Genomic DNA, 24,456 nt, shown 5'->3' on the forward strand with positions numbered 1-24,456 from the left:
AAGGAAGCTGCAATCATGTGCTAGAATAGAGACGGTTATTATGGAACGAAAGCAGGTTATATCATGATGGATACGTTGCACGAATGGCTCGCACAAATTCTTGTGTGGATTGAGAGCCTTGGTTACTGGGGTATTATCATTGGTCTAGCGATTGAAGTTATTCCAAGCGAAATCGTACTTGGCTTTGCAGGGTATCTTGTATACAAAGATGTGGTCTCATTTCCGGTTGCCGTTATTTGTGGCGTCATAGGAGCCATTCTGCAGCAGTGGATACTGTATGCAATCGGTCGATATGGAGGAAGGCCCTTCCTGGACAAGTTCGGTAAGTATTTGCACCTGAAGTCTAAGCACATCGATATTGCGGAAAAATGGTTTGAGAAGTATGGCTCGATCATTGTGTTCACAGGACGCTTCGTGCCGGTTATGAGGCAAGTTGTATCCATTCCTGCGGGGATGGCGCGGATGAAATTATGGAGGTTTACATGGCTTACTGTCCTAGCATCTATTCCGTGGTCCATATTGTTCGTGTGGTTAGGCTCGTCCCTAGGTGAGAATTGGGAGAAAATTGACGAGAAGGCAGCTCCATACGTTCAACCAGCTATTCTGATTGCGTTGGCACTTTTAGTAGGCTTCTTCATCTATCAATATTTGCGTAAAAGAGGTAAAACCATCTAAAATAAGGATTAGATTTGAATCAGAGAGGAGATTTACACATGAGCCAATTAATTGCGAGTAAATTACATAAAGGTATATCCCCACGTCAATTTATTGACCAGATGACTAAAAACCAAGAAACATTTAATTCCTGGTCCGATCAATTCCAATGGAATGATGCTGAATTGGAGGAGTTTTACGATTCCTTGAACAATCGTGATGATTTGCGTTGCATGATTATTGCAGCGGATTGGTGTGGGGATGTTGTTCGTAACGTTCCTGTTGTATTCCAAGCGATGGAAAAAGCGGGGATTCCAACAGAAGTATTGATTATGGAGGAGCATCTTGACCTTATGGATCAATACTTGACGATGGGTGGACGTGCGATTCCCGTTGTTCTATTCATCGATACAGGCGGACATTTGCTGGGCAAGTGGGGCGCTCGGCCTAAGCACGTTCAGGAAGTTATGAACGCATTTAAAGCTGAAAACCCAGATCGGGAAGCTGCGGACTATCAGGAGAAAATTGCTGTTGCAAGGCAAGAGATGGGACGTCGATACGGAGAGGACACGGGCTATCAGACGATTATTTTGCAGGAAATTCGCGAAATTCTGTCTGGGGTTTGAGGGATATAAACTCATGCTGACTTTTCAACGATATTCACTTGGGGCTTTGCAAACGAATGCTTATGTGGTCGTGAACTCAGAGCGTACTCATGCCGTAGTTATTGATCCAGGAACACCAGATGGTGCGCTTATGCGTAAGTTGGATGGTTTGAAAGTGGAAGCGATCTTACTGACTCATGCGCATTTCGACCATATTGGTGGAGTGGACGCAATACGTAAGCGCTATAAATGTCCTGTTTATATTCACTCTGCGGAGAAGGACTGGTTGGGTGATGCAGGTAAAAATGGCTCCACCCGCTGGGTGGAGGTTACACCTCCAATCACGACGGAAGCTCCAGAGCACCTTCTTGCCGATGGACAAACCTTGGAATTTATCGGAGAAACATTTCTAGTCAAGCATACTCCAGGTCACTCCCCAGGAAGTGTAAGCTTCTTGGTCGGCGATCTTTTGTTTGCAGGAGATGCCTTATTTCATCGGTCAATCGGGCGGACGGATTTACCTGGAGGCAACCAGGAGCAGCTCTACCGTTCCATTCGGGAGAAGCTCTATGTATTGCCAGATGAGGTTCTCGTTCTACCCGGACATGGGCAAGAAACGACTATCGGGGATGAAAAAAGCGGAAACCCATTTGTTAGATGAAAATGAATTTGTATAGCGAAATGTTAAAAAAAGGCTTTACACTAGATCGACCTTTTGATATAGTGAGCCTTGTCAAGCCGATATAGGCTTATGTTCACTGCGAAGAACGCAGGCGATGGAGGAAGTATCCTCTAGCGCTTGCGTTTTTTTATTTTCTCATTAAGGGGGCGTTGGGATGAATAGACGAAGACAGATCGCGATTAGTGTGTCGGCTGCAGTCATATCAGGGTTACTCGTTTATGGGGTTTATTTGCTTCAACTAAGGCAAATTGAGCTGCAGGAAATGGATAAGGTTGTTGTTCCCAAACAGTTTATCGCAGCAGGCACGAAGCTAGAAGCTCAACATTTAACTTTGATATCAATGCCTAGATCGGCCGTATCCATTGAGATGATTACAGATTTATCAGAAGCGGTTGGGATGGAAACGTCGATGTCGTTAGGCACTAATGAGCCCTTACTAAGATGGAAGGTGGACAAGTATCGCTTGCTACCAAGCTTGGGACAATCAACCTTTCAGATTCCGAGGGAATACGTCAAATCCATTTCGAACGGAATTCGAGCAGGAGATGAGGTTGTCATTTACTTGTCGGATGAAGCAATGGCTTCCCGTAAGCTGTATCCAGATGCAATCAGAGTAGCTGGTGTTAAGACAGCGGCAAATCAGGAAATCGATAATCCGAAAAATCCAAATCTGATATCGATGGCTAACGATGACAAGGAAGGGATGTACACCTCAAGACGAGATGCCAATGGCACGATTGATGCGATTAACCTGAATCTGACGGAAGCACAATGGCTGGCTATGGACTCCGCTTGTAAAGGAGGGGCTGCGAAGCTGATTATCGCTTTCCAAGCTTCGTCAATAAAGGAGGAACAGTAATGTCGGGAAGATTGGCTGCCTTTGCAGGTTCTACGCCGAATATTGGGACATCTTTGACGGCATTTGGAACAGCTTATCGCATCGCAGCGTTGACAGGGCGCAAGGTTGGATATTTGTGTCTCAATTTGAAAAGCGCTAAAACACACTTGTATCTAGGAGTAGACAAACCGGACGTTACTTTAGACGGGGTAAGGCCCGAGCTAAGGGCAGGCACATTAACTGGAGATAAATTACGTCAATATGCCTTCCGTTCTCCACATCTAGGCGGATTACATGTGTTGTTCGGCAACATGGCCAGAGAACAGGCGGAATATTATGAGCCGGAAGATATGCAGAGATTATTAGCAGCTTCCCGTGAAGCCTTCGATCTGACAATCGCGGATGTGAGTGCCTATTGGGATAATGCGGCTACCATATGCGCGATGCGTGAAGCGGATGACCGTTTTCTGGTCACCACGGATAGCTTGAGCCACTTTCAAGAGGATATTCAACGCTGGACCGGTCAAGTTGGATCACAATTCGGAATGACGCCAGAACAATTTCAATTGGTGCTTTTGCAAAGTAAAAACCGAGCGACGGGGGGATTTCGAATGAAGGAAATTCGTAAGGAAACCGGTTGTACCGAATATACAGAATTAAAGCTGACAGAAAGCGTTCATTTGCAGCTCGATAGCGGCAGATTGGATGAGTGGCTTGCTACGGAGGAGAGAAATGCGGCTTGCTTCGATGCGGTGGCTAATCCTCTTCTGAATAAGCTGAACTGGGCGCAAAGACTACAGAAGACAGATCGGCCTTGGCTCCGTAGGCTAATGGTGCATAGGCGGAGGGAGCTATGAACGGTGGGGGGAATGCCAAGAAGTTCTCCTCAACTGCCTATGCAGCGAACTTACAAATTACATCAGTCAAAGCCAATGAAGCTACAGGGAACCAAGCGGATGATCTAAATAGTTTGCGAGCATACACGGAAGAAGTTCGTTTGATGCTGGCCACACCTAGAGGCTGGAGCGAAGAAGAACGTCGGAGATACACCGAGAAGCTGAATCGGGCGATTATTGGTTTCCCGCAGGAACGAGCAGAGATGCTAGCGATCATCTCAGATTGGATTATCAAGAAGCGATTGCAGCATCTTGTTATCGGCAACTTCCCTTATGGGACTCTGGCAGAAGCCTTGTTTGCGGAAGTCATTGGGATGAATGTGCTAGAGCTTGTCCTTCGCGAGCGAGAAGGCTTGGAGGAGGTACAGGTTGTCGGCACTCGGATTTTTGTTGTGAGGGATGGTCAGGCGGTGGCTTCTCCCTATCGCTTTCAGGAAATGAGCCATGTCGAGAGAATTCAACAAAATCTGGTGCTGTTCAATAACGATAGAATCAATCCTCGCAAAAGGTGGGCAGAGGTTCTTCTATTAGATGGCTCTCGCGTCACCTTGACAGGCTTTGGGTTTACAGCTCAGCCCACGCTAACGATCCGATTATATACAGTGAAACGATTTAATCTCGAAACGCTTTGTAAGCCAGAATACCGAACGATGGATGATCGTGTACGCGAGCTATTGCTTATCATCGTGAGAAGCCGATTTAATATGGTCGTGATCGGGGCAACGAATACAGGTAAAACTCATTTGATTAAGGCGCTTATTTCCGCAATGCCCGATGAAGAGAGAATTGTAACGATAGAGAGTCGTTATGAGCTCATGCTTGCAAGAGATTTTCCAGATAAGAACGTTGTGGAATATGAATCCGATGAAGATGATCCCTTACACGGGCCAAGGCAAGCTTTCAAGCTTGCATTACGGCAATCTCCTCAGAGAATATGTCATGCGGAAATTAGGGATGAAGATGCCAATATTTACGTCCGTGCATGTACACGAGGGCATGAAGGGAGTATCACTTCCGTACATGCCAATGGACTGGAGGATGTCCCGGATACGATAACAGATATGTGTATGCTGGATGGCAGAGGAATGAATCCGACATCGATGATTAGGCGGATCACGGAGCATGTGACTCATTTCGGGTTCGAGATGCGCATGATTGACGGCGTTCGGAAGCTAGCAAGAGTTGGGGAATTCGAATGGCAGGATGGAGTGGTCAAAATAAGGGACTTGGTTAAATATGACGAGTCTTCTGGGCATTGGGTTTTTCCGGACTCCTTTTCAGCTAAAGCACTGCAGAAAATATCGAGAGCTGATCCGGATGGATTTCGATTAATAACGACATCGCAATTAGGGAGCTCAGTCAAATGCTGAAGTTGACTATCCTGTCTCTAGTCGGAGTTCTCTTCCTTTTGTTATTCGTGAGCTTCCGCTACGGATTACTTGTCTGGGCAGATACATACTCACGCAAACGTCGCCTTAATATTAAGACAAACCGTTGGAGCTTAGTTTCATCGAAGCAATGGACACGGTTAAGCAGGCCGAATCAACACCTTTTAGATCTGTTGTTGGCTTTGGGCTGGCGATTAAATCCACAAGGCTTTGTCACTTGCTCTTTATTAATAGGGGTAACAGGATCGGTAGCGGGTGTCCTTGTATTCCAGTCTCTCCGTTCCGCAATTATCCTTTTACTGATTCTGGGATGTCTACCGTACTTGCTGCTTCGAATGTCATTAATTAATCGACAAATGAAGACGAGGCTAGAATTTTTGCCTGCAGTAGAGTTGTTCTATCAGAGCTATCTCATTACAGGATGCAGACATATCCGAATTGCCTTGCAGAAAACCCTAGAAGAACGCCGACTTCCCGGTGAAGTTCAGGTCGTATTTGATCAGTTGTATCGTAATTTATCGGTTAAAGGGGATGACGAAGGGAGCTTGCGGCGGTTCTCTCTATCCTTCGGAAATATGTGGGCGGACTATTTCGGCAGCATTCTGAAGGTGGCGCTTGAAGAGGGGAACAATGTCTCGGATAATCTGAAAGAATTAATCTCAGATATGCGTAAAGCCCAATTGGCAAATCAAGTGGAACGTAATCGATTGTTAGAGATTCGAATCGCTAATTTTGCTCCGATTGTATTTATGGCGTTATTTATTGGTATTAATTTTCGATTGAATCCGACGAGTAGCTACCAGTTTTACATCTTGGACGCCGGAGGAAGAAGCATGCTGCTTAACGCGGTCATTATGCTGTTTGGTTCAATTATGATGGGATTGTATTTGTCCAAACGAAAAATATAAAAGAGGAGGGGGAACGATTGTGACGGGAACTATGCAGACTCTAATTATGGGGTTAGGTGGGCTTATACAGTTCGCACTCCTATTTGTCGGTATTTCCGTTATTTTAAGATTTTCATTCGTTCCCCGTAATCGCTGGAGAATCCACTTACGGGGATGGCATGAGCATCAGACGCCACGTTGGTGGCTTAAGCTATGGAGAACCGATCGGGAGAGCGTCAGTCTACAGGAGAGGAGGATGCTGCTTGCAGGTTGCGGTATTCGATATTCGCCGGAGGCTTATCTAGCTTATCGTCGAAGTTTGTTATTTTTGATTCCGTGTATGGGTGGAATGATTTATGTCTTTCAGGACCAACGGCTACTCCCCGTATTGCTGAGTTGGAATATTATCTTCATACTCTCAATCCTCATAGGATTGACAGCATGCGACCGAATGTGGCTTCAATCCATACGTCGCTATCGGGTAGATCGAATTCGCCGTGAGATCGTCGCTGTTAGTAGCCAGCTCCTCTATTATACGGGTTCTAGATTGCATCTTCATGGCAAGCTAATGAAATGTCTGGTCCTAACCCGGTACATTCGAGGAGAGATGGGGCTGCTGCTTAATGAATGGTACCATGATGCCGATTCTGCGCTGAAACGCTTTAAGGAGCGGCTCGGAACGGATGAGGCATATGGCTTCGCGGAAAGCATGCGCACCCTACGACTGAACGAAACCCAAGAAATATACGATATGCTGCGGGAAGTTGTACGAGATTACAAGGCCCAAATCGAGCTATCCAAGGATAGTCGCAAAGAGACGACCTCCTACTTATTGTTTGTGCTTGCGGGAATTCCTATTTTATATACTTTTCAAATCTTTCTTTATCCTTGGGTTCAAGAAGCTTCTAGGCTATTTGATGCAATTAATCCGTAGAAAGGAGGCGTTACGATGAGAAATATATTAATTACTGTCATGATGCTAATTGTTGTTGCTCTATTGTTTAATACAGTCATTGCTCAAGATAATACTGGAACTCAGGCGCGAATTGAAACGCAGGGGAACACAGCAAATACGACGCTTGGAAACCTACTACCCTAATAGTGAAGGGGAAGGAATTGGATGAGACAGCTTCTCATGACTATGTTACTAATCGTTACAGTGGTGCTGCTGTATACTTCAATCACGCAAGGTGATGAGGGGACAAGAGAACAGATCAAAGCCTCAGGTGGACGAATGGCAGATCATATCTCCCGGATTAGCCCTTGAAGCAGCTGCTCGTGTTCGTGTTGTTTGCCTCGTTGTTTTGCTGGCTCATGTTTTCTCCCTTTTACAAGCATGTGCTGGTCATGCGACAAGCCTTACTTCAACAAGAGGCTGATTATATGCTAGAGATCGGTGCAAGCGGCACATATGGGTATATTGATGAGGCAATGATTGTGGAGTCTCGTTCAAGATTAGCTGGGTATGGATTTTCTGCTCATTTGCTTCAATACGAAGTGACTTCCACTTCGGGTGCAGAAGGAGATAATGCTACGGTTCCTTTACCTAGAGGTACAGGTATTCGACTTCATATTTCGTATCCCTACGAGAATTTGCTTAATATCGATCGATTGATTGGATTAGCACCTCCTTCAGAAGATGCAACGATTTCCGGTAGAGGAATGAAGATGAGCGAGTATGTTCCTAGTAGATAATAAGGAGTACACATTTGTATGGCAAAGCTAGTGTTTAGCGTGCTTATGATTGTCATTTGGTGGATGCTCCATGCTCTGCAGATTGATGAGGAGGTAGCAATGGGGACGGTCCACGAGGCTAAGCGGGCCGTGGACCGTGCTGCTCATGCAGCCGCTCAGCAGCTAGACCGAGAGAAGCTGGAAATGGGAATTGTATCAATAGATTCAGGGCTGGCGGAAGGAGTGGCTCTGCATTATCTACAGGGGAATTTGGCTTTAGATGCTGAATTAAATCCGCAGCCTGGAACCTTTCTGCGAGATGCGGTTGAGGTGCTGGCATTTGACATCGTGAATGAGGAAGTAGAGTTTCCGTACACCTACCGAAACTCTCTCTACAATTATGAAGTCACATTAGACAGGCCGGGAGTCATATTGATCGCCCACGTGAAGTATCCGCGACTATTCGGAGTGCTGGATCCCGTAGAATGGGATTTAAAAGGCTCTGCGGAATTAGTGTATTGAGTCATTCGACTCCTTAGTTGACGATATGCCCCTTCTTTGCTCTAATATAACGAGAAGAAGGACCTTGAAGGGGCGACGAAGGAATGCATAATGTTCCAGCGCAAGCGGAATGGATAAACCGCCAATCCAGAATGCAAAGTAGATTAGCGGAAACTGGATTAAAGGGCTGTCTGGTATCACAAAATGTCGGAATCTATTATTTTACCGGCTCCATGCAGACGGGATATTTGTTTATCCCTGTCGAGGGGGAGCCTACTTATTATGTTAGAAGAAGCTTTGTTAGAGCGCTTAGTGAGTCCAAGGTACGTACAGTTGAAATGGGTTCACTACGTACATTCGGTATTCAATTGCGGTCGGATTATCCGACATTATTTTCAGAATTTGATGGCCAGCAAATACAGATTGGTACTGACCTAGATGTGATGCCAGCTCAATTGTATATTAGGCTAGCCGAAGCGATACCTTTAGCGAAGTTAACGGATGCTTCTTCACTTCTTAGAAATGTTCGGAGTGTGAAGTCCGGTTATGAAATCGGATGTATTTCTAGAGCAGCTGAAGTTGCTGCTGCCGCACTTGAGGAGGGAATTTCCTGCCTTCGGGAGGGAATGACGGAGCTTGAGCTCCTATCAATTATCGAGAAGGCGATGCGAATTCGTGGCCATATCGGATTAATGAGGATGCGCGGGTACAATCAAGAAATTATGACAGGGGTAGTCGCAGCAGGGGATGCTGCCGCGGAGCCTACTTATTTCGATGGTCCTGCAGGCGGTCGTGGGTTATCCCCATCAGCCCCGCAAAGCGTGAGTCTTCGTCCGATAGGTAGGAATGAGCCTATCCTCATTGATATTGGCTGCTGTATTGACGGATATACGATCGATCAGACTCGTACAGCTGTGATTGGTGAACTCAAGCCGGAGCTGAAAGCTGCCTATCAAGCAGCCGAAGCGATCATGAGGAGTAGCGAGAAGCTGCTTCGTCCAGGAATAACTCCTGAGCAATTATACGTCAACGCATTGGAGATGGCGGAAGCAGCAGGGCTGGCCGGTCACTTCATGGGCTTTGGTCGTGATCAAGTGAAATTTCTCGGTCATGGGATTGGACTTGAAATTGATGAATGGCCTGTATTGGCTAGAGGCTTCCAAGAACCGCTTGAATCGGGAATGACGCTAGCAGTGGAACCTAAATTTACATTTCCGGGACTTGGTGTTGTGGGACTAGAGAATACTTATCTAATTACCGAAACAGGGTGCAGGGTATTATCGGCTTCACCTGAGAAGATCTATAAGCAACAATAGGATAATAGGATAAGCTGAGATTTATCGATCACCGGAAACCCTAAAATGGTTTTCGGTGATTTTGTTTTTTAGGTTTGAACGATTCGGGATTGGGAAACGTATAACTAGCAATTGGTACACTATCGAAACAACAAACTAGGAGAGGGGCGGGAGTAGCGCACTATGTCAAATGACAATGAAATCTCCCGCTTCGGGCGGCTATCGCAAGCCGAGCTAGCCTCATTGCTTCGGGAGCACTACGGACTCGTATTTCACTACTTGCTGAAGGTAACGATGGATCGCTCCCTTGCTGAGGACATGACACAAGAGACGATGATCCGGGCGATTGAGAAGATCGACAGATACGATGGAAGCTCTAAATTCTCCTCATGGCTCATCACGATCGGCACAAGGTTGTTTCTCGATGCTGTTCGGAAACGCAAAAGGGAACAGAAGAGAACTTTGCAGGAAGAAGCTCGATTGTCCTCCTTACAGTGGGAGACGGAAGCGCGTGGCACCAGATGGACTGAACTACTTGATAGCTTAGAGAAGTTATCTAATGAAGAGCGAATGCCACTTGTTCTTAAGCATTATTACGGTTACACCTATGAGGAGATTGGGGAAATGATGTCGTTGCCACCAGGCACTGTCAAATCTAGAGTCTATTATAGTATCCGCAAAATTCGAGAGGAGTGGAGTGAAGATGAATCCGACCGATCATGAGAACGACAATAGATTAGTTATGGAGTTGCAGCAAACCTGGGAGAAGCTTGAGGGTACTTATACGGTCTCACCTGCAACGCTGGATGTATGGGAATCTCTCGTTCAAGAACAGCGAAGACATTTGAAGCGGCGATTATGGCGAGAGGTCATTTTATTCTGGGTGGTTGCGGTTCCGCTTATCGTGGGATTTATTTTGCTTGCTTCCGGTCTATCCACATGGTTTTGGATACTGCAGGGGTTATTTGTCATAGCTGGAATACCCTTGCTCATTGTGGAGCTGAGAGGTTATCCGGACAAAGGAGAAACCCAATATGACTGAAGAAACCTTGAAGGTAAGCTGGTGGTTTTGGTCGTTACTTGGGCTTCTGTTGCTAATGCAAAGCACGGGACTGTTCCTCCACGCCAAGCGTAGAGGAGGAAAGGCATGGCTCTGGGGCTTGTGGGGATTGACGCAGTTTCCGTCTCCAACTCTCACGTATATGTTGCTGCAATGGTGGAAGAAACGTAAACGTCGACTTAAAGCGATTGAAATAGATAAGAAGTAGGAGGGATATGGGATGGATAAATCGCAGCTGATCATGCTGTTACTTCCGGTAATCATGATTCAAATCATATTGATGGTGACTGCCCTGACTTACTTGTACCGCGCCAAATCGGTTCGCGGGAAAAAGTGGATATGGGCTCTGGTCATCGTTTTCCTTAATATCGTAGGGTCCATTCTATTCTTTGCAGTAGGCAGAAGGGAGAGCTAATAATGAATCTCATTACGGCTGAAGGCTTATCCCGAAGCTACGGCAACACTGAAGCTCTAAGCAAGGCGAGCTTCGCAATAGGTGAGCAGCGTTGTATCGCTTTGTTGGGGCCTAATGGAGCGGGAAAAACGACTACACTCTCCATTCTCGCTGGTTTGTTGGAGCCTACGTCAGGTAAGCTCGTCATGCAAGCTGGATTATCCACAGATCGACGACACTGGATGGGGTTTCTCCCGCAGCATCCTGCATTTTTCGGATGGATGACGGGACGTGAAACGATGATTACTGCGGGGAGACTATGCGGATTGACAGCCAAGGAAGCCGCGAAGCGCAGCGAAGAGCTGCTTGAAACTGCTGGTTTAGTAGAAGCAGCTAATCGCCGCGTGTCTGGCTATTCCGGAGGAATGAAGCAACGTCTAGGCTTGGCGCAGGCTGTCATTCATCGTCCTCGTTTGCTGTTGTTAGATGAGCCTGTGTCCGCTTTGGATCCCATCGGCAGGCGTGACGTATTGACGATGCTGGATGCTTGGAAGCGCGAGATGACGATCGTGCTTTCCACCCATGTGCTTCATGATGCAGAGCAAGTATGCGATGAACTGATTCTCATGAATCGAGGTCAGGTTGTGATGCAGGGACAAATGGACGAATTACGTAGATCAGCAGGACAACCTTTCCTGAGAGTTGCTGTGGAGGAGAACGAAGCTTCAAGCCTATGGGTCGAAGGATTGAATCGGATTCCAGGAATTCTAAAAATAGATGGCGGGAAATTCGATTTCCATATTCATACAGATAAAATAGATTCGGTAAGGGAGAAAGTACTCCGAAGTGCTCTAAACGAAGGGGTGAAGCTCCTAGCCTTTGAGGTTAGTCGAACATCTCTGGAGCAATGGTTCGTAGAGGCGGTGCAGCAAGCATGATTGGATTTAACATCTTACTTCATAAAGAATGGAGAGAAGCACTCCGTTCGGGTAAATTCATTTGGCTTCCAGCGGTCTTCCTCTTGCTCGGATTAGCCCAACCGTTAACCGCGAAGTTCATGCCTGACATCTTAGCATCTGCAGGAAATTTACCCGAGGGAACGATCATTCAAATCCCAATCCCTAAGCCAGGTGAAGTGATCGCTCAAACTTTAAGTCAATTCGGTACGGTTGGCTTGTTGGCGATCTGTCTTGCTTTCATGGGGACGATATCCGCTGAAAGGCGTAATGGCACGGCAGCATGGGTTCTTGTAAAGCCTGTTTCTTTGTTTGCTTATGTGGCATCCAAATGGGTCGTTCAATGCTTTATTGTGGGATTTTCTTTCGGTTTAGGCTTTGGTGGTGCGTGGTACTACACCTATTTGTTAATCGGTCCTCCGGACACCCAGGCAGTTTTAATATCCGCAATCTTATATTTTTGTTGGCTTATGTTTATATGTACGGTCACTATAACGGCTAGTGCATGGCTACGTTCACCTGCTGCAGCAGCTTTTGTTGCTCTTGGTAGTTCGACTGTATTGCAGCTTCTCCTCGGACTATTTGAGGATAAGCTATCATGGCTACCTTCTGGACTTAACGCAGCTGCGATGTCCACATTAACGATTGGGGAATCTCCCCCATGGGTCGGGTCGATATTCGTTACGATTATGTTCGTAGCGGCGCTTATGCTTGTCTCTGTAAGAGGTCTAAGAAAAATGAAAGGATAGTTCTCTCCAACAGTTCCCTTTCGTCAAAATTTGCTAGGGTGATCGTTTTTTAGTAGGATAGTAATATTACCTGATGTAGAGGGAAGGGGAGAATCGGTATGCTGAAGCTTGGGGAGAAAATCATCATCGTGGATGACCGATTTGAGCAAAATTTGCCTGTGGGTGAATATGGGTACGTTATTGCCTATGATCGTAATAATGATAGCGCATTTGATTATATTATTCGTGTACCGAAAGCAAATAGGCAGTTCTATGTGCCTTGTGAAGATATTGAATTAGAGGAACTATTGCTAGAACTTGAAGTGGAACGCATAGAGAGAGAGGCGCTTATCGACTTTGCCTTGGTTACTCGTAATGAGGAGCTCTTCAAAAACATCATGAATGCTGGACAAGAAGAAGAGCCGCCTGTAGAAGAGACAAGCAAAGAAGTGCTTAGTCGCGAGGACTTCATCCGCCAAGTCAATTTGAAAGCTTGGATCTAAGAGATCGTGATGCTATAGCGCTAGTAGCTCGCTAAAAAAATGGGGTTGTCTCTGAAGGTCTTTTCAGACCTTCTAAGACAGCCCTGTTTTTTATTGGACTTTGATCCTACAAGGCAGACGCAGCAATAGGAGTGGGAACAGGCTTGGCATGCCCGAATAAATAGCCTTGGAATAAGGATACGCCAGCTTTTCTAAGGTAGTCCCATTCCTCATGCCGCTCCACACCTTCTGCTAGGAGGACACCATTGAATTGGGAAACTCGAGCTATGAGATCATCGATGTAGCGTTGTTTGACAGGATTATTTTCACACTGACTGATCCACCTGCGATCTATTTTCACATAATCAGGTTGGAGACGATCGACCACATCCAGTGTCGCAAATCCTGTTCCTACGTCATCGAGTGCAAGTCGCACGCCTTCACTGCGGTAAGTATCGAAAACATCTATTAATCGAGGATCATCAAGCGGCTCAGACTCCATCACTTCAAACACGTAATCCGTCGGGTCTGTATCTGTCATCCTCATCATATCGAAGGTGTCTCTAAGGCAGGTAGTGGGATGATGTAAAGACGAAGGTAGGAAATTAATGAATCTTTTCATTCCTGATTGAAGATGAGAAGCACTCATTCGGATCGCCGAATGTCGAGCAGCTCGATCCAAGAAGGAGTGTTGGCCGATTTTTCTAGCGGTTGCGAAAAGCTCCTTTGGTCGAAAAGGGACCTGCTCAGGCAGCGGCCGCAGCAAAAATTCGTAGCCTACAATGTCACCGCTTGGTTGCACGATCGGCTGTAGGTAAGTCGTAAACATACGGTGCAATATATAATCGGACACACTTCTTCCGCCAACTTCGCCAAATAGCTCAGATAGAGGAATCCAGCCTCGTTCGTTATTATCTATAGCTGTATTAGCTTGCTTAACGTCACCTTCACCAACATCATCATCATGATAAGAAATTCGGCATTGTGCACCTTGGGCATGCTTAGGCTGCAGCTTATGCTGAAGCTTGCTCAGGAGGTGAAGTAGCCGCTTTTGGTCCTCATAACGTAGAGTAAGCTCCTGATCTGAACGTTCCTCAGCTGGAAATTTATCAGAGTGCGAGCATTCAACGATAACGTCACGTATAACGCTGAGAGTACCTAGATCATCTGCAGCAAATTCTACGAGACCGGCATCCCTTAAGGGGACGGAAAACAAAGCGCTATGGTAACGGGGCATCTTTTTCTCTCCTAACCGTGACAGCATTTGTATTATTTTACCCTTATCAAGACGAAACCAAGCTTCTTTGAATCATTGAGTTCCCTTAGTTTGTCCGATATAATGAAAAGAATGAGTTATTATGGGGAACTAAGGAGGGTTATACAAGCATGAGCATTACGATCAAAGATGTTGAGCATGTTGCGAATTTGGCGCGACTTGAGCTTTCTGAAGTGGAGAAGGAACAATTCGCTGGACAATTAAACGCGATTCTTAAATATGCCGAGAAATTAAATCAACTGGATACGGACGGCATTACGCCTACCAGTCATGTACTGCCTCTCGCCAATGTCATGAGAGAAGATATAGTGAAGCCTTCTTGGCCGATTGAGAAAGTACTTCTCAACGCTCCGGAAGAAGAAGATGGGCAGTTCAAAGTGCCTGCGGTTCTGGAATAAAGATTAGGAGGGGCATAGAATGTCTGTTTTCGATTTAAAACTAGCTGAAATACATAATCGTCTTCAAAATAAGCAACTATCTGTTTCCGAGCTGGTGGAGCATTCCATCCAACGGATTTCCGATACGGACGATAAGATTGGTGCGTTCCTTACCTTGAATGAAGCGGAAGCCCGTAAGGAAGCGCAAGCGTTGGACGCACAGCTTGCTGCTGGAGGAGAACAGGGATTATTGTTCGGGATTCCAGCAGGAATTAAAGATAACATCGTAACAGAAGGCTTGCGGACAACGTGCGGAAGTAAGTTTTTGGACAACCATGATCCTATCTATGACGCTGCTGTCGTAACGAAGCTTCGTGCTGCTCAATCGATTACGATCGGTAAGCTTAATATGGATGAGTTCGCAATGGGTGGATCTAATGAGAACTCCGCGTATCATCCTGTACGCAACCCATGGGATCTAGAACGCGTTCCTGGCGGTTCAAGCGGTGGCTCGGCAGCAGCAGTTGCTGCAGGTCAGGTGTATTTTACGCTGGGTTCCGATACAGGCGGTTCCATTCGTCAGCCTGCCGCTTATTGCGGAGTTGTTGGATTGAAGCCAACATATGGACTTGTTTCCCGATTTGGGCTGGTCGCGTTTGCTTCGTCGCTTGATCAGATTGGGCCGATCACGAAGAACGTTGAGGATTCAGCCTATGTTTTACAAGCTATCGCAGGGCATGATGAGCGTGATACCACTTCAGCTAATGTAGAAATTCCTGACTATTTGTCAGCCTTAACTGGGGATGTCAAAGGCTTGCGTATTGGTGTTCCTAAAGAATATTTAGGACAAGGCATTGACCCTCAAGTGAAGGAACGTGTACTTGAAGCGTTAAAAGTGTTGGAGTCGATGGGTGCAGTATGGGAAGAAGTATCCCTTCCGCATACGGAATATGCGATTGCAACTTATTATTTACTGGCGTCATCGGAAGCATCCTCGAACCTTGCTCGCTTTGATGGTGTACGTTACGGTGTGCGTGCAGAAGATCCTTCAAACTTAATGGATCTGTATCGTCGCTCCCGTAGCGAAGGATTCGGAGCAGAAGTCAAACGTAGGATCATGTTAGGTACTTATGCGCTTAGCTCAGGCTATTATGACGCTTATTATAAAAAGGCTCAGCAGGTTCGTACACTTATTAAGCAAGATTTCGATCAAGTGTTTGAGAAATTTGATTTGATCATTGGGCCAACAGCGCCAACTACAGCATTCAAACTCGGTGAGCAAGTCGGAGATCCTCTCACGATGTATCTCAACGATATTTGTACCATCCCCGTTAGCTTAGCGGGAGTGCCTGCAATCAGTGTACCTTGCGGTTTAGCGGATGGAATGCCGGTTGGACTACAAATTATCGGTAAACCATTTGATGAACGGACGGTATTAAGAGCAGCGCACGCATTCGAAAGCCAAACCGGGTTCCATAACCTGCGTCCGGCACTGTCTTAGGAGGAGCACAACATGTCCAAATATGAAACGGTCGTCGGCCTTGAGGTACACGTCGAGCTACATACGAAATCTAAAATTTTCTGTGGTTGCTCAACTTCTTTCGGCGCGCCGCCTAATACACACACTTGCCCGGTATGCTTAGGCCATCCGGGTGTTCTACCCGTCTTGAATCGTCAGGCGGTAGAATATGCAATGAAGGCAGCTATGGCCATCAATTGTGAAATTGCGGAATGGTGCAAATTTGACCGCAAAAACTATTTTTACCCCGATTCTCCTAAAGCCTATCAAATCTCCCAGTTCGATCAACCGATCGGTGAGAATGGCTGGATCGACATCGAAGTGAATGGAAAAACGAAACGTATCGGCATTACTCGTCTTCACTTAGAGGAAGATGCAGGTAAGCTGACGCATATCGACGGAGGCTTCGGCTCTTTAGTTGACTTAAACCGTGTAGGAACACCACTTGTGGAAATTGTGTCGGAGCCCGATATCAGTTCTCCGGAAGAAGCAAAAGCATACTTGGAGAAATTAAGAGCAATTATGCAATATTGCGATGTTTCCGATGTGAAGATGGAGGAAGGTAGTCTTCGTTGCGATGCGAATATTAGTATTCGTCCTTTTGGTCAAGAGAAGCTAGGAACTCGTGCGGAACTGAAAAACATGAACTCCTTCCGTGGTGTTCAGCGTGGTCTTGAGTATGAGGAGCTTCGTCAGGCTGATGTACTGGATGGCGGAGGAACTGTTGTGCAGGAAACGCGGCGCTGGGATGAGAATCAAGGAAAAACGATTAGCATGCGCAGCAAGGAAGAGGCACATGATTATCGTTACTTCCCTGATCCAGACTTGGTTCGTCTACACATTGATGCGGAATGGAAGTCACGTGTTAAAGCGTCGATTCCAGAGCTTCCTGATGCACGACAAGCACGTTATATTCAGCAATTCGGTTTATCCTCCTATGATGCGGGTGTTTTAACGGCTTCGATGAAGCTTTCTGATTTCTTTGAGGAGAGTCTTAAGCACACGAGCGATGCGAAGGCATCTGCGAACTGGATTATGGGTGAACTACTTGGCTATCTAAATGCTAACAACCTCGAGCTCGAAGAAGTCAAGATTACGGGTCAAGGCTTAGGTGAAATGATCCAATTGATCGAGAAGGGTACGATCAGCTCCAAAATTGCCAAAACAGTGTTCAAGGGTTTAGTTGAAACGGGGAAATCTCCACAGCAAATCGTTGAAGAGCAAGGGTTAGTGCAGATCAGTGACGAAGGCGCCATTTTGTCTATTGTCGATGCAATCATTGCCGCTAATCCGCAATCTGTTGAAGATTTCCGGAATGGTAAGGAAAAAGCAATTGGATTCCTTGTTGGTCAGATTATGAAGGAAACCAAGGGGAAAGCAAACCCAGGCATGGTTAACAAAATGTTAATTGAACGATTGAACGCATAGAAACAGTAATGAAGAACGGCAAATTCGCTGAATAGCGGGTTTGTCGTTTTGTGTACCGTTGATGAATAATATATTCATATTTCAACTCTGAAATAGGAGTGGCTGTTCATGGGTGTTATCTTATTAGATATCAGGCAACAAGAAGTCGCGGAAGAGGTATGGGCTTTACAGCATCCTGCTTATCGAATTGAAGCCGCATTGATCGGCGTTGCCGATTTACCTCCTCTTCAGGATACGATCCAATCGTTGCAGGCTTGCGGGGAATCGTTCTGGGGATACCGGAATCAAGATGGAGAGCTTATCGGTGCTATTTCTTATGAACGGGAAAAATCGGGATATTATACAATCTGTCGACTCATGGTACATCCGGACTGCTTGCGCCAAGGGATAGGAAGTACTTTGATGGAGCATCTATTATCGGAACTACCTCCTTCGACCTTCTGGACCGTCACTGCTGAAGTGCGAAATATGCCCGCTATTATTCTGTATGAACGCTTCGGCTTTGTTCGTTATGAAACTTTTAAGCCGATTCCTGGAATAGAGATGTTGCAGCTGAAACGTGCTCCTGTTAAAGTATGAGCATGAATAATTGGACTCCGACTTCAGCCTAGGTTTTGTCCCCGTCTGGAAACCATTGTCTGGATAAAATCTTGGATGATACAATGACCATACTGATCAATGGAAGGGATGCTAATGGACAATCCATGGGTAATAAATGACATGCATCTCGTAATCAGACTGCTTCTTTCCGTTCTTCTTGGAGGATTGGTCGGATTTGAAAGAGAGCGCAAAAACCATGCAGCAGGGTTAAGGACACATACCTTGGTATGTCTAGGTTCTTGCTTACTCATGATTCTTTCGATGTACGGATTTGCCGACTTTGTTGGGGAACCCAATGTTCGGTTAGATCCAGCTCGTCTTGCGGCACAGGTGATTACAGGTGTTGGCTTCCTCGGAGCGGGAACGATTTTGTTTACGGGTAAATCAATTACAGGTTTAACGACAGCAGCATCGATCTGGGTCGTTATGGCCGTTGGTCTTGCAGTGGGGGCGGGATTTTATTTACCTGCAGTACTGTCAGCTGTAATGGTGCTCCTTATTTTGTGGGGATTAAACATCGTCGAGAAACGTTATCTTAACCATCGAAGTGAATGTACATTTAATCTCATAACGAATGGTCATAAAACTCAAATGGAAAATATACAAAGCGTGCTTAGTCGGCAAGGGGTCAAATTAGTTAAAGTTCGTTTCGTCGATAGCGAAGATGCGGATAGGGATACTGAAATCAAGCATCAGCATATTATGATTACTGTCGTCCTCCCTCATAGAGAGAAGCTGATGGTAATTGCGGATGAGTTTAATCATTTGGATGGAGTAATATCCGTTGTAGCAGAATAATGGAGTCGGAGGGATCGGATGATGAAAGGGTCAGGTGATTGGAGCAACGGGAGTGAGTATCCACTACCACCAAGCCCGGATTTGGGCGAGGGAGTGCAGCAACAGGAGCAATGGACTGGATACGGAGTGCCTCCAGGAAATCCGATGGGTGGACATGTACGGGTATCCAAAAGAAGAAAATGGATTGCTGGCTTTTTAGCTTTTCTAATTCCAGGAATCGGGCATATGTATTTAGGATTGATGGTTAAAGGTATCGTGCTTATGATCCTTCTTGCCCTTAATATTACAGCAATCGTGTATGTTTCTATGGATGCGGATAACGTATTGTCCGTAGTCCTACTAAGTTTGTTGATACCTATTATCTATTTCTATAATTTGTTTGATGCGATTCAAAGTACGGACGTTGTGAATGATCGTGCAGCTGCTACAGGGATGCATAGGGGCTGGATGAATGAAACGCCCAAACCGAGCATAGAAGAGAGATTAACTCGTAGTGCTCCTCCGATTGGCATATTGCTCCTTGCAGGTGCGGGAATAGTCATCATTTTGTTGTCCGGCACCCATTGGACGAATTGGCTATTCGATTCCTTCGGTTCTATGTTTGGCGCCGTTGTACTTGTTGGGGCTGGAGTAGGATTATGGTTCTGGGAATCGCGTGGGCACGGAAGTAAAAGGAATTAACAAGTGTAATGACTAGTTAAGGGATGTATCTTCCATTGACAATGTTCGAACACGAAACGTAGAATAAGCTATACGTGTTTTAATACACAGATGTCAAAGATGTTATACGAAAGGCTGTGAGAGCATGGAAACCAGGGTTGAGCATGCCGTGGACCAGCTCAAATCCGGCGGTGTCCGGATGACTCCGCAACGGTACGCAATTCTTAATTATCTTATGGAATCCATTATTCACCCAACGGCAGATGATATTTTTCGTGCGCTTTCTCCGCAGTATCCGAGCTTGAGTATCGCCACGGTCTATAACAATCTGAAGGTATTCGTCGATGCTGGTTTAGTTAGAGAGCTGACCTACGGAGATGACTCTAGTCGTTTCGACGCAGATTTGTCAGATCATTATCATGTGACCTGCACGAAGTGCGGAACGATTGTCGATTTCGATCATCCACCGGTCAAGGATGTGGAGCAGGCTGCAGCTGAGGCTACGGGTTTCACCGTGTTCGGCCATCGATTGGAACTTTATGGACTTTGTCCGACTTGCAAAGGCATGCATTCTTAATATCAATGGTGATTTCATAAAGCACGCAGGGATATCACCTTGGCGTGCTTTTTTCTTTAAGTAGCTAGATTAGCAACCTTGTGTCTATCAGTTTCGTTCTTTTTAATAGGACAAGCACTGCATCCAGATATGCAGAAACGGAGAGTGAATGAACTTGACTACCGATCAAACAAACGGACCACGTCGTTCGCGCAAACGATCTGGAAAGTGGATTTTCTTTTTACTGCTTTTTGTAACAGCAGCAATTATCGCGATTTGGTGGAAATCCGCTCACTCTGCCAACACTTCTTATATTAAGCCGCAATATACTTCGAATCCATTTCCTGTAATGGTTGAAGGAAAGTGGACAGAGGCTTATGCACAAGGAACGGAAGAGGGGCTGCTCATTCCATTGACCATTGCCCAACAATTGATGGGTGATGGCGTACGCTATGAGGAAACGACAGAATCCATTATTTTAACAACGGAAACGAAAATACTTCACTTTAAAACAGGTGAGCTGGACGCTACGTTAAATCGGAAGCCATTTTCCTTGCGGTTTGCAGCGAAGAAAATGGAGGGAGATTTGTATTTGCCGCTTGCTCCATTTCAAGAGTTGTTCGGAGTGAAGGTGGATATTAGCAAGCCTGAGGGCATCGTATCGTTATTCATGCCGGGCGAAGCCATTCAGCATGCCGGTGTACCGGAAAAGACTTCTAAAGGAATTAAACTCAGAGATGGGCCGGGGAAATCCTTTGCCATCATTGAAGATTTACCTGCAGGAGCAGATTTGAAGCTGTGGAGCGAGGCGGAGGGTTGGTATAAGGTTCAATCCAAAGCAGGCCATATCGGCTATGTTTCTAAGGGTGCTGTTTCCCTGCTTGCAGTAGAAACGATTCCTTCGGATGCGAAGACGGAAGAGCCATTTGTCGCATGGAAAGGGAGCGGAAAACGAATTAACCTCACGTGGGAAGCTGTGTATTCCGCTAATCCTGATACCAAGAAGATTGGTGATCTTACGGGCGTTAATGTTGTAAGTCCAACTTGGTTTGAGTTGATTGATGGTAAAGGTAACGTTCGCAGTAAAGCGAGTGCAGAGTATTCTGCTTGGGCTAGATCAAGAGGGCTTCAAGTGTGGGGGCTGTTTAGTAATAGCTTTGAACCAGATCGGACTCATACAGCACTTGCTTCCTACGAATCACGTTTTACAATGATTCAACAAATACTAGCCTACGCAAAAACGTTCAAGCTCCAAGGAATCAATATTGATTTTGAGAATGTGTATACGAAAGATAAGGATAATTTAGTACAGTTCGTAAGAGAGTTAACACCTCTCATGCATGAACAGAACCTGATCGTGTCGATAGATGTGACTCCTAAGTCCAATAGCGAGATGTGGTCTGCTTTTATTGATAGGGAACGATTAGGTGCGGTTGTAGACTTTATGATGGTCATGGCTTATGACGAGCATTGGGCAGCTAGTCCTATAGCAGGCTCAGTGTCCTCTCTACCTTGGGTGGAGAGCTCCATAAAGCGGATTCTCGAGGAAGATGGGGTTCCATCAAGTAAGCTAATTCTGGGGATTCCTCTATACACTCGAATTTGGACAGAGGAACCAAATGGACAAGATAGCGTTAAAGTATCCTCTAAGACGATGGGGATGGGCTCTGTTACGCAACTTATTAAAGATAAAAAGCTAAAACCTGTATTCTCGGAGGAAGATGGCCAGAACTTCGTACAGTTTACCGAAGGGAAGCTGGTTAAGAAAATATGGATCGAAGACGCAACTTCAATTAAAGCACGTGCTGAGTTAGCGAAGAAATATAACTTGGCAGGAGTCGCGACTTGGAAACGTGGATTTGAAACGAATGATATTTGGGGAGCTTTGGATACCGCGTTGCAAAGCAGACAATAACATAAAAGCCCTTCAAGACAAATAAAACCTCCGGATGCTTGCTCTCCGGAGGTTTTATTGTTGTATTCTATTGTTGTGTTTGCAAAGGCGTATCATTTGTATGATTTGGTTCGGTGTTTGCAGCACCTTTATCATTCGCTATCGAAGGGTCTAATGTGAGGATCGTATGACAATACATGCAGCGATCCGTTTTTCCAAGCATCTTTGTCCTTCTGCTACATTCTGGACAATCAATTACGGGAGCACTAGTGGATAACATCCCCACCCAGAAATAAATAGCTATGCTGGCGAAACAACTGAGCATCCCAAGTACCATGAAGATTGCTGCAATGATTTTTCCGACTTCTCCGAACATAAGTATGCCACTTGTTCCGAACACCATAACTCCCATACCGATGAGCACAAGCAGTAGACCCCAGGTACGCAATGTCGATATTTTGCTAGCTTTCCATTTCATTATATTGTCTCCTATCTGAAAATAACGCTGGTATGGATAATGCCAATTCATGTCGCTCACTCTGTTCTTGGTAATTAGCAGGAAACAGGGTGTACGTTGTAGAACTAGACCATACTCCTATATTTAATTATAGCTCACATTTTGTGGACAAACCACCTCATGAGAAATCTTGTAGGGGATGAATGCTAATTAAGGAAGTGACGGGATTGGCGCCAATCGATAAAAATTCAATTAATCTAGATCAACTGAGCCAAGAGGAAGGGGTGGTCAGTCTTCTTCTAGTGGCAAATCCATTTACGTATCAATCCATAATAGAAGGAATGGAAAGCCTTGTTCTTATTGTAACGAATAATCTCAATACGCAACATCATACTGAGCATAGGATTTGGAAGGATACGCGAATTCAGATCAGAAGAGTGACTCCGAGCATGCTGGAGGGATGGGTAGTTAGCAGTCCTAATCGGAATATCATCTACTGGCTAGTTCAAGGTGACATTCTGATCGACCACGATGGTTTTTTAACGAAGTTGCGCGACAGATTGATAAATTGGTCACCGCTTATTCAAGAACAGAAGCTTCTTAGCGAGTTTTCGCAATTTGTTCGCGCCTATTTACAAGCCAAGCAGGATCTTAGAGATGGTCAAGTGTTGGATGCATATTCAAATGTATTATCTTGTTTGCATTGTTGGGCTCATATTGCCCTTGTAGAGCAAGGGATGAATCCCGATTTAACCGTGTGGGAACAAATCCGCATCGTTAATCCAGGAATCTATAAGCTGTTAGAGGAATTAACATCGAGTGGAGAGACTTTGGAACAACGGGTTGAGCTTGTGCTTCTAGCATGTGAGTTTACGATTCTAAATAAAATGGAATCTTCTTGTGTGCTGCTTATTCGATTAATTGAAAGCCGTACACAATCTTGGACGCCAGCTGAATTATTAGCACATCCTGACTTATCCGGATTTTCATTAGAATTGTCTGTGCTTCTTAGGAAGTTAGTTAATCGTGGCTGTATACGAGAGGTAGTTATAACATCGGGTCATTTGAATAGTGATTGGTTCGAGCTGGGGTATACTTCGGTGGCAAATGTTTAGGGGGCAATGACGCTCAAGCTTATGATTGGATCAAGCTAATGTTTGATAAAATCGATCAGTCAAAATTTCGCTTCTATATAAGGGACATTTTCAAGCAAGCAATTAATCGGACTGTGTGATAGAGAATTACATGCTGGATCAGATCAATCCAGGGATGAACTTGCTCATAATGATCGAGAGGATTGACGATGTTCGTTATGAAAAAGGAGCCTATCAATTAGGGGAATCAACAGTCTGGACAAACACGAAAAAGGTTAATTAAAAAAATGTCGAAAAAACTGTTGACGTGGCCTATCTTTCTATGATAAATTATATCTCGCCGCTAAAAAAGACTTAAGACGCGGACACGGTGAGAAAAAAGAAATGCAAAAGAAATTAAAAATAAAGCTTGCATTACTGATACGAACTGTGATATATTATAAAAGTCGCCGTTAGCGAGAACGACAAGAAAAACGAAACGCAAACGAGCGCAAAACGAAACACAAATTGTTCTTTGAAAACTGAACATCGAGCGTAAGAAAACGAACAAAACGTCGGAAGATGGCTTCGGCTGTCGGAAGACAAACCAGTTGTAAAGATTGAGCCTTCAAGGCTCTTTAATACGAAGCTTCGGCTTCACTATTATGGAGAGTTTGATCCTGGCTCAGGACGAACGCTGGCGGCGTGCCTAATACATGCAAGTCGAACGAATCTCTGATGGAGCTTGCTCCTGATGAGGTTAGTGGCGGACGGGTGA

The 24,456-nt window shown here is 45.4% G+C and carries 31 protein-coding genes and 1 rRNA gene; 30 read left to right on the plus strand and 2 right to left on the minus strand.

Annotated elements, in window-relative coordinates:
• The first annotated feature begins 63 nt into the window (after window positions 1–63).
• From uptA to M1K58_RS23100, 20 genes are all read left to right on the plus strand, one after another.
• Window positions 64–675 carry an undecaprenyl phosphate transporter UptA gene (uptA, locus tag M1K58_RS23005; RefSeq protein ID WP_256761230.1) on the plus strand — a complete coding sequence of 204 codons (612 nt, stop codon included), beginning with the start codon at window positions 64–66 and terminating at the stop codon, window positions 673–675.
• 38 nt (window positions 676–713) lie between these two features.
• Entirely contained in the window at window positions 714–1,280 is a 567-nt protein-coding gene (locus M1K58_RS23010; RefSeq protein ID WP_256761231.1) for a thioredoxin family protein, read from the plus strand.
• Between the two features lie 13 nt (window positions 1,281–1,293).
• On the plus strand, window positions 1,294–1,920 hold the full coding sequence (locus M1K58_RS23015) for an MBL fold metallo-hydrolase (RefSeq protein WP_256761232.1): 627 nt from the start codon (window positions 1,294–1,296) through the stop codon (window positions 1,918–1,920).
• 175 nt (window positions 1,921–2,095) lie between these two features.
• Window positions 2,096–2,800, plus strand: a complete 705-nt coding sequence (locus M1K58_RS23020) for an SAF domain-containing protein (protein ID WP_256761233.1) — start codon at window positions 2,096–2,098, stop codon at window positions 2,798–2,800.
• Window positions 2,800–3,636 carry a CpaE/TadZ family protein gene (locus M1K58_RS23025; protein ID WP_256761234.1) on the plus strand — a complete coding sequence of 279 codons (837 nt, stop codon included), beginning with the start codon at window positions 2,800–2,802 and terminating at the stop codon, window positions 3,634–3,636. The genes M1K58_RS23020 and M1K58_RS23025 overlap by 1 nt, the downstream gene beginning before the upstream one ends.
• Window positions 3,633–5,045, plus strand: a complete 1,413-nt coding sequence (locus M1K58_RS23030) for an ATPase, T2SS/T4P/T4SS family (protein WP_256761235.1) — start codon at window positions 3,633–3,635, stop codon at window positions 5,043–5,045. The genes M1K58_RS23025 and M1K58_RS23030 overlap by 4 nt, the downstream gene beginning before the upstream one ends.
• Complete coding sequence (locus tag M1K58_RS23035) at window positions 5,039–5,971, plus strand: type II secretion system F family protein (RefSeq protein ID WP_256761236.1); 933 nt, start codon at window positions 5,039–5,041, stop codon at window positions 5,969–5,971. The genes M1K58_RS23030 and M1K58_RS23035 overlap by 7 nt, the downstream gene beginning before the upstream one ends.
• 19 nt (window positions 5,972–5,990) lie before the next feature.
• Window positions 5,991–6,884 (plus strand): hypothetical protein, encoded by an 894-nt coding sequence (locus M1K58_RS23040; RefSeq protein ID WP_256761237.1) that lies wholly within the window; start codon window positions 5,991–5,993, stop codon window positions 6,882–6,884.
• Between the two features lie 15 nt (window positions 6,885–6,899).
• The gene (locus M1K58_RS23045) at window positions 6,900–7,049 is read left to right on the plus strand and encodes a hypothetical protein (RefSeq protein ID WP_256761238.1); all 150 of its coding nucleotides are present in this window, start codon (window positions 6,900–6,902) and stop codon (window positions 7,047–7,049) included.
• 21 nt (window positions 7,050–7,070) lie between these two features.
• A complete protein-coding gene (locus M1K58_RS23050) occupies window positions 7,071–7,217 on the plus strand; it encodes a hypothetical protein (protein ID WP_256761239.1) in 147 nt (48 codons plus the stop codon).
• Window positions 7,218–7,297: 80 nt separating this feature from the next.
• Window positions 7,298–7,645 carry a hypothetical protein gene (locus M1K58_RS23055; RefSeq protein WP_256761240.1) on the plus strand — a complete coding sequence of 116 codons (348 nt, stop codon included), beginning with the start codon at window positions 7,298–7,300 and terminating at the stop codon, window positions 7,643–7,645.
• A gap of 18 nt (window positions 7,646–7,663) precedes the next feature.
• Window positions 7,664–8,146, plus strand: a complete 483-nt coding sequence (locus M1K58_RS23060) for a hypothetical protein (protein ID WP_256761241.1) — start codon at window positions 7,664–7,666, stop codon at window positions 8,144–8,146.
• A gap of 83 nt (window positions 8,147–8,229) precedes the next feature.
• The gene (locus tag M1K58_RS23065) at window positions 8,230–9,441 is read left to right on the plus strand and encodes a M24 family metallopeptidase (RefSeq protein WP_256761242.1); all 1,212 of its coding nucleotides are present in this window, start codon (window positions 8,230–8,232) and stop codon (window positions 9,439–9,441) included.
• 162 nt (window positions 9,442–9,603) lie between these two features.
• Entirely contained in the window at window positions 9,604–10,143 is a 540-nt protein-coding gene (gene sigY / locus M1K58_RS23070) for an RNA polymerase sigma factor SigY (RefSeq protein ID WP_256761243.1), read from the plus strand.
• Window positions 10,124–10,462, plus strand: coding sequence for a YxlC family protein (locus M1K58_RS23075; RefSeq protein ID WP_256761244.1), 339 nt, complete (start codon window positions 10,124–10,126; stop codon window positions 10,460–10,462). The genes sigY and M1K58_RS23075 overlap by 20 nt, the downstream gene beginning before the upstream one ends.
• Window positions 10,455–10,688 (plus strand): sigmaY antisigma factor component, encoded by a 234-nt coding sequence (locus M1K58_RS23080; protein ID WP_256761245.1) that lies wholly within the window; start codon window positions 10,455–10,457, stop codon window positions 10,686–10,688. The genes M1K58_RS23075 and M1K58_RS23080 overlap by 8 nt, the downstream gene beginning before the upstream one ends.
• A 12-nt stretch (window positions 10,689–10,700) precedes the next feature.
• On the plus strand, window positions 10,701–10,895 hold the full coding sequence (locus tag M1K58_RS23085; protein ID WP_256761246.1) for a PLD nuclease N-terminal domain-containing protein: 195 nt from the start codon (window positions 10,701–10,703) through the stop codon (window positions 10,893–10,895).
• 2 nt (window positions 10,896–10,897) lie between these two features.
• A complete protein-coding gene (locus tag M1K58_RS23090) occupies window positions 10,898–11,812 on the plus strand; it encodes an ABC transporter ATP-binding protein (protein WP_256761247.1) in 915 nt (304 codons plus the stop codon).
• Window positions 11,809–12,579: an ABC transporter permease gene (locus M1K58_RS23095; RefSeq protein WP_256761248.1), complete on the plus strand. Its 771-nt coding sequence runs from the start codon at window positions 11,809–11,811 to the stop codon at window positions 12,577–12,579. The genes M1K58_RS23090 and M1K58_RS23095 overlap by 4 nt, the downstream gene beginning before the upstream one ends.
• A gap of 98 nt (window positions 12,580–12,677) precedes the next feature.
• Window positions 12,678–13,061, plus strand: coding sequence for an ATPase (locus tag M1K58_RS23100; RefSeq protein WP_256761249.1), 384 nt, complete (start codon window positions 12,678–12,680; stop codon window positions 13,059–13,061).
• Between the two features lie 106 nt (window positions 13,062–13,167).
• Here the strand turns inward: M1K58_RS23100 and M1K58_RS23105 are convergent, their stop codons facing one another.
• Window positions 13,168–14,277: an EAL domain-containing protein gene (locus tag M1K58_RS23105; protein ID WP_256761250.1), complete on the minus strand. Its 1,110-nt coding sequence runs from the start codon at window positions 14,275–14,277 to the stop codon at window positions 13,168–13,170.
• Window positions 14,278–14,426: 149 nt separating this feature from the next.
• Here M1K58_RS23105 and gatC point away from each other — a divergent pair, with 149 nt between their 5' ends.
• The 8 genes from gatC to M1K58_RS23145 all read left to right on the plus strand — a co-directional run bounded on the left by gatC (window position 14,427) and on the right by M1K58_RS23145 (window position 22,169).
• Window positions 14,427–14,714, plus strand: coding sequence for an Asp-tRNA(Asn)/Glu-tRNA(Gln) amidotransferase subunit GatC (gatC, locus tag M1K58_RS23110; protein WP_256761251.1), 288 nt, complete (start codon window positions 14,427–14,429; stop codon window positions 14,712–14,714).
• A 19-nt stretch (window positions 14,715–14,733) separates the two neighbouring features.
• Complete coding sequence (gatA, locus tag M1K58_RS23115) at window positions 14,734–16,194, plus strand: Asp-tRNA(Asn)/Glu-tRNA(Gln) amidotransferase subunit GatA (protein ID WP_256761252.1); 1,461 nt, start codon at window positions 14,734–14,736, stop codon at window positions 16,192–16,194.
• A 12-nt stretch (window positions 16,195–16,206) separates the two neighbouring features.
• The gene (gatB, locus tag M1K58_RS23120) at window positions 16,207–17,640 is read left to right on the plus strand and encodes an Asp-tRNA(Asn)/Glu-tRNA(Gln) amidotransferase subunit GatB (RefSeq protein WP_256761253.1); all 1,434 of its coding nucleotides are present in this window, start codon (window positions 16,207–16,209) and stop codon (window positions 17,638–17,640) included.
• A 108-nt stretch (window positions 17,641–17,748) separates the two neighbouring features.
• Window positions 17,749–18,219, plus strand: a complete 471-nt coding sequence (locus M1K58_RS23125; RefSeq protein ID WP_256761254.1) for a GNAT family N-acetyltransferase — start codon at window positions 17,749–17,751, stop codon at window positions 18,217–18,219.
• A gap of 114 nt (window positions 18,220–18,333) precedes the next feature.
• The gene (locus M1K58_RS23130; RefSeq protein WP_256761255.1) at window positions 18,334–19,038 is read left to right on the plus strand and encodes an MgtC/SapB family protein; all 705 of its coding nucleotides are present in this window, start codon (window positions 18,334–18,336) and stop codon (window positions 19,036–19,038) included.
• A gap of 18 nt (window positions 19,039–19,056) precedes the next feature.
• Complete coding sequence (locus M1K58_RS23135) at window positions 19,057–19,719, plus strand: DUF6677 family protein (protein ID WP_256761256.1); 663 nt, start codon at window positions 19,057–19,059, stop codon at window positions 19,717–19,719.
• A gap of 124 nt (window positions 19,720–19,843) precedes the next feature.
• A complete protein-coding gene (locus M1K58_RS23140) occupies window positions 19,844–20,275 on the plus strand; it encodes a Fur family transcriptional regulator (RefSeq protein ID WP_256761257.1) in 432 nt (143 codons plus the stop codon).
• 148 nt (window positions 20,276–20,423) lie between these two features.
• Window positions 20,424–22,169 (plus strand): glycosyl hydrolase family 18 protein, encoded by a 1,746-nt coding sequence (locus M1K58_RS23145; protein ID WP_372339199.1) that lies wholly within the window; start codon window positions 20,424–20,426, stop codon window positions 22,167–22,169.
• A 67-nt stretch (window positions 22,170–22,236) separates the two neighbouring features.
• Here the strand turns inward: M1K58_RS23145 and M1K58_RS23150 are convergent, their stop codons facing one another.
• The gene (locus tag M1K58_RS23150; RefSeq protein ID WP_256761259.1) at window positions 22,237–22,626 is read right to left on the minus strand and encodes a YgzB family protein; all 390 of its coding nucleotides are present in this window, start codon (window positions 22,624–22,626) and stop codon (window positions 22,237–22,239) included.
• Between the two features lie 182 nt (window positions 22,627–22,808).
• On the opposite strand from M1K58_RS23150, the gene M1K58_RS23155 reads away from it, so the two are divergent.
• Both M1K58_RS23155 and M1K58_RS23160 read left to right on the plus strand, forming a co-directional pair.
• Window positions 22,809–23,720 carry a nucleotidyltransferase-like protein gene (locus M1K58_RS23155; RefSeq protein WP_256761260.1) on the plus strand — a complete coding sequence of 304 codons (912 nt, stop codon included), beginning with the start codon at window positions 22,809–22,811 and terminating at the stop codon, window positions 23,718–23,720.
• Window positions 23,721–24,340: 620 nt separating this feature from the next.
• A 16S ribosomal RNA gene (locus M1K58_RS23160) occupies window positions 24,341–24,456 on the plus strand; the annotation flags it as partial.

It is taken from the genome of Cohnella sp. WQ 127256, assembly GCF_024519285.1.
Taxonomy (GTDB): domain Bacteria; phylum Bacillota; class Bacilli; order Paenibacillales; family Paenibacillaceae; genus Cohnella.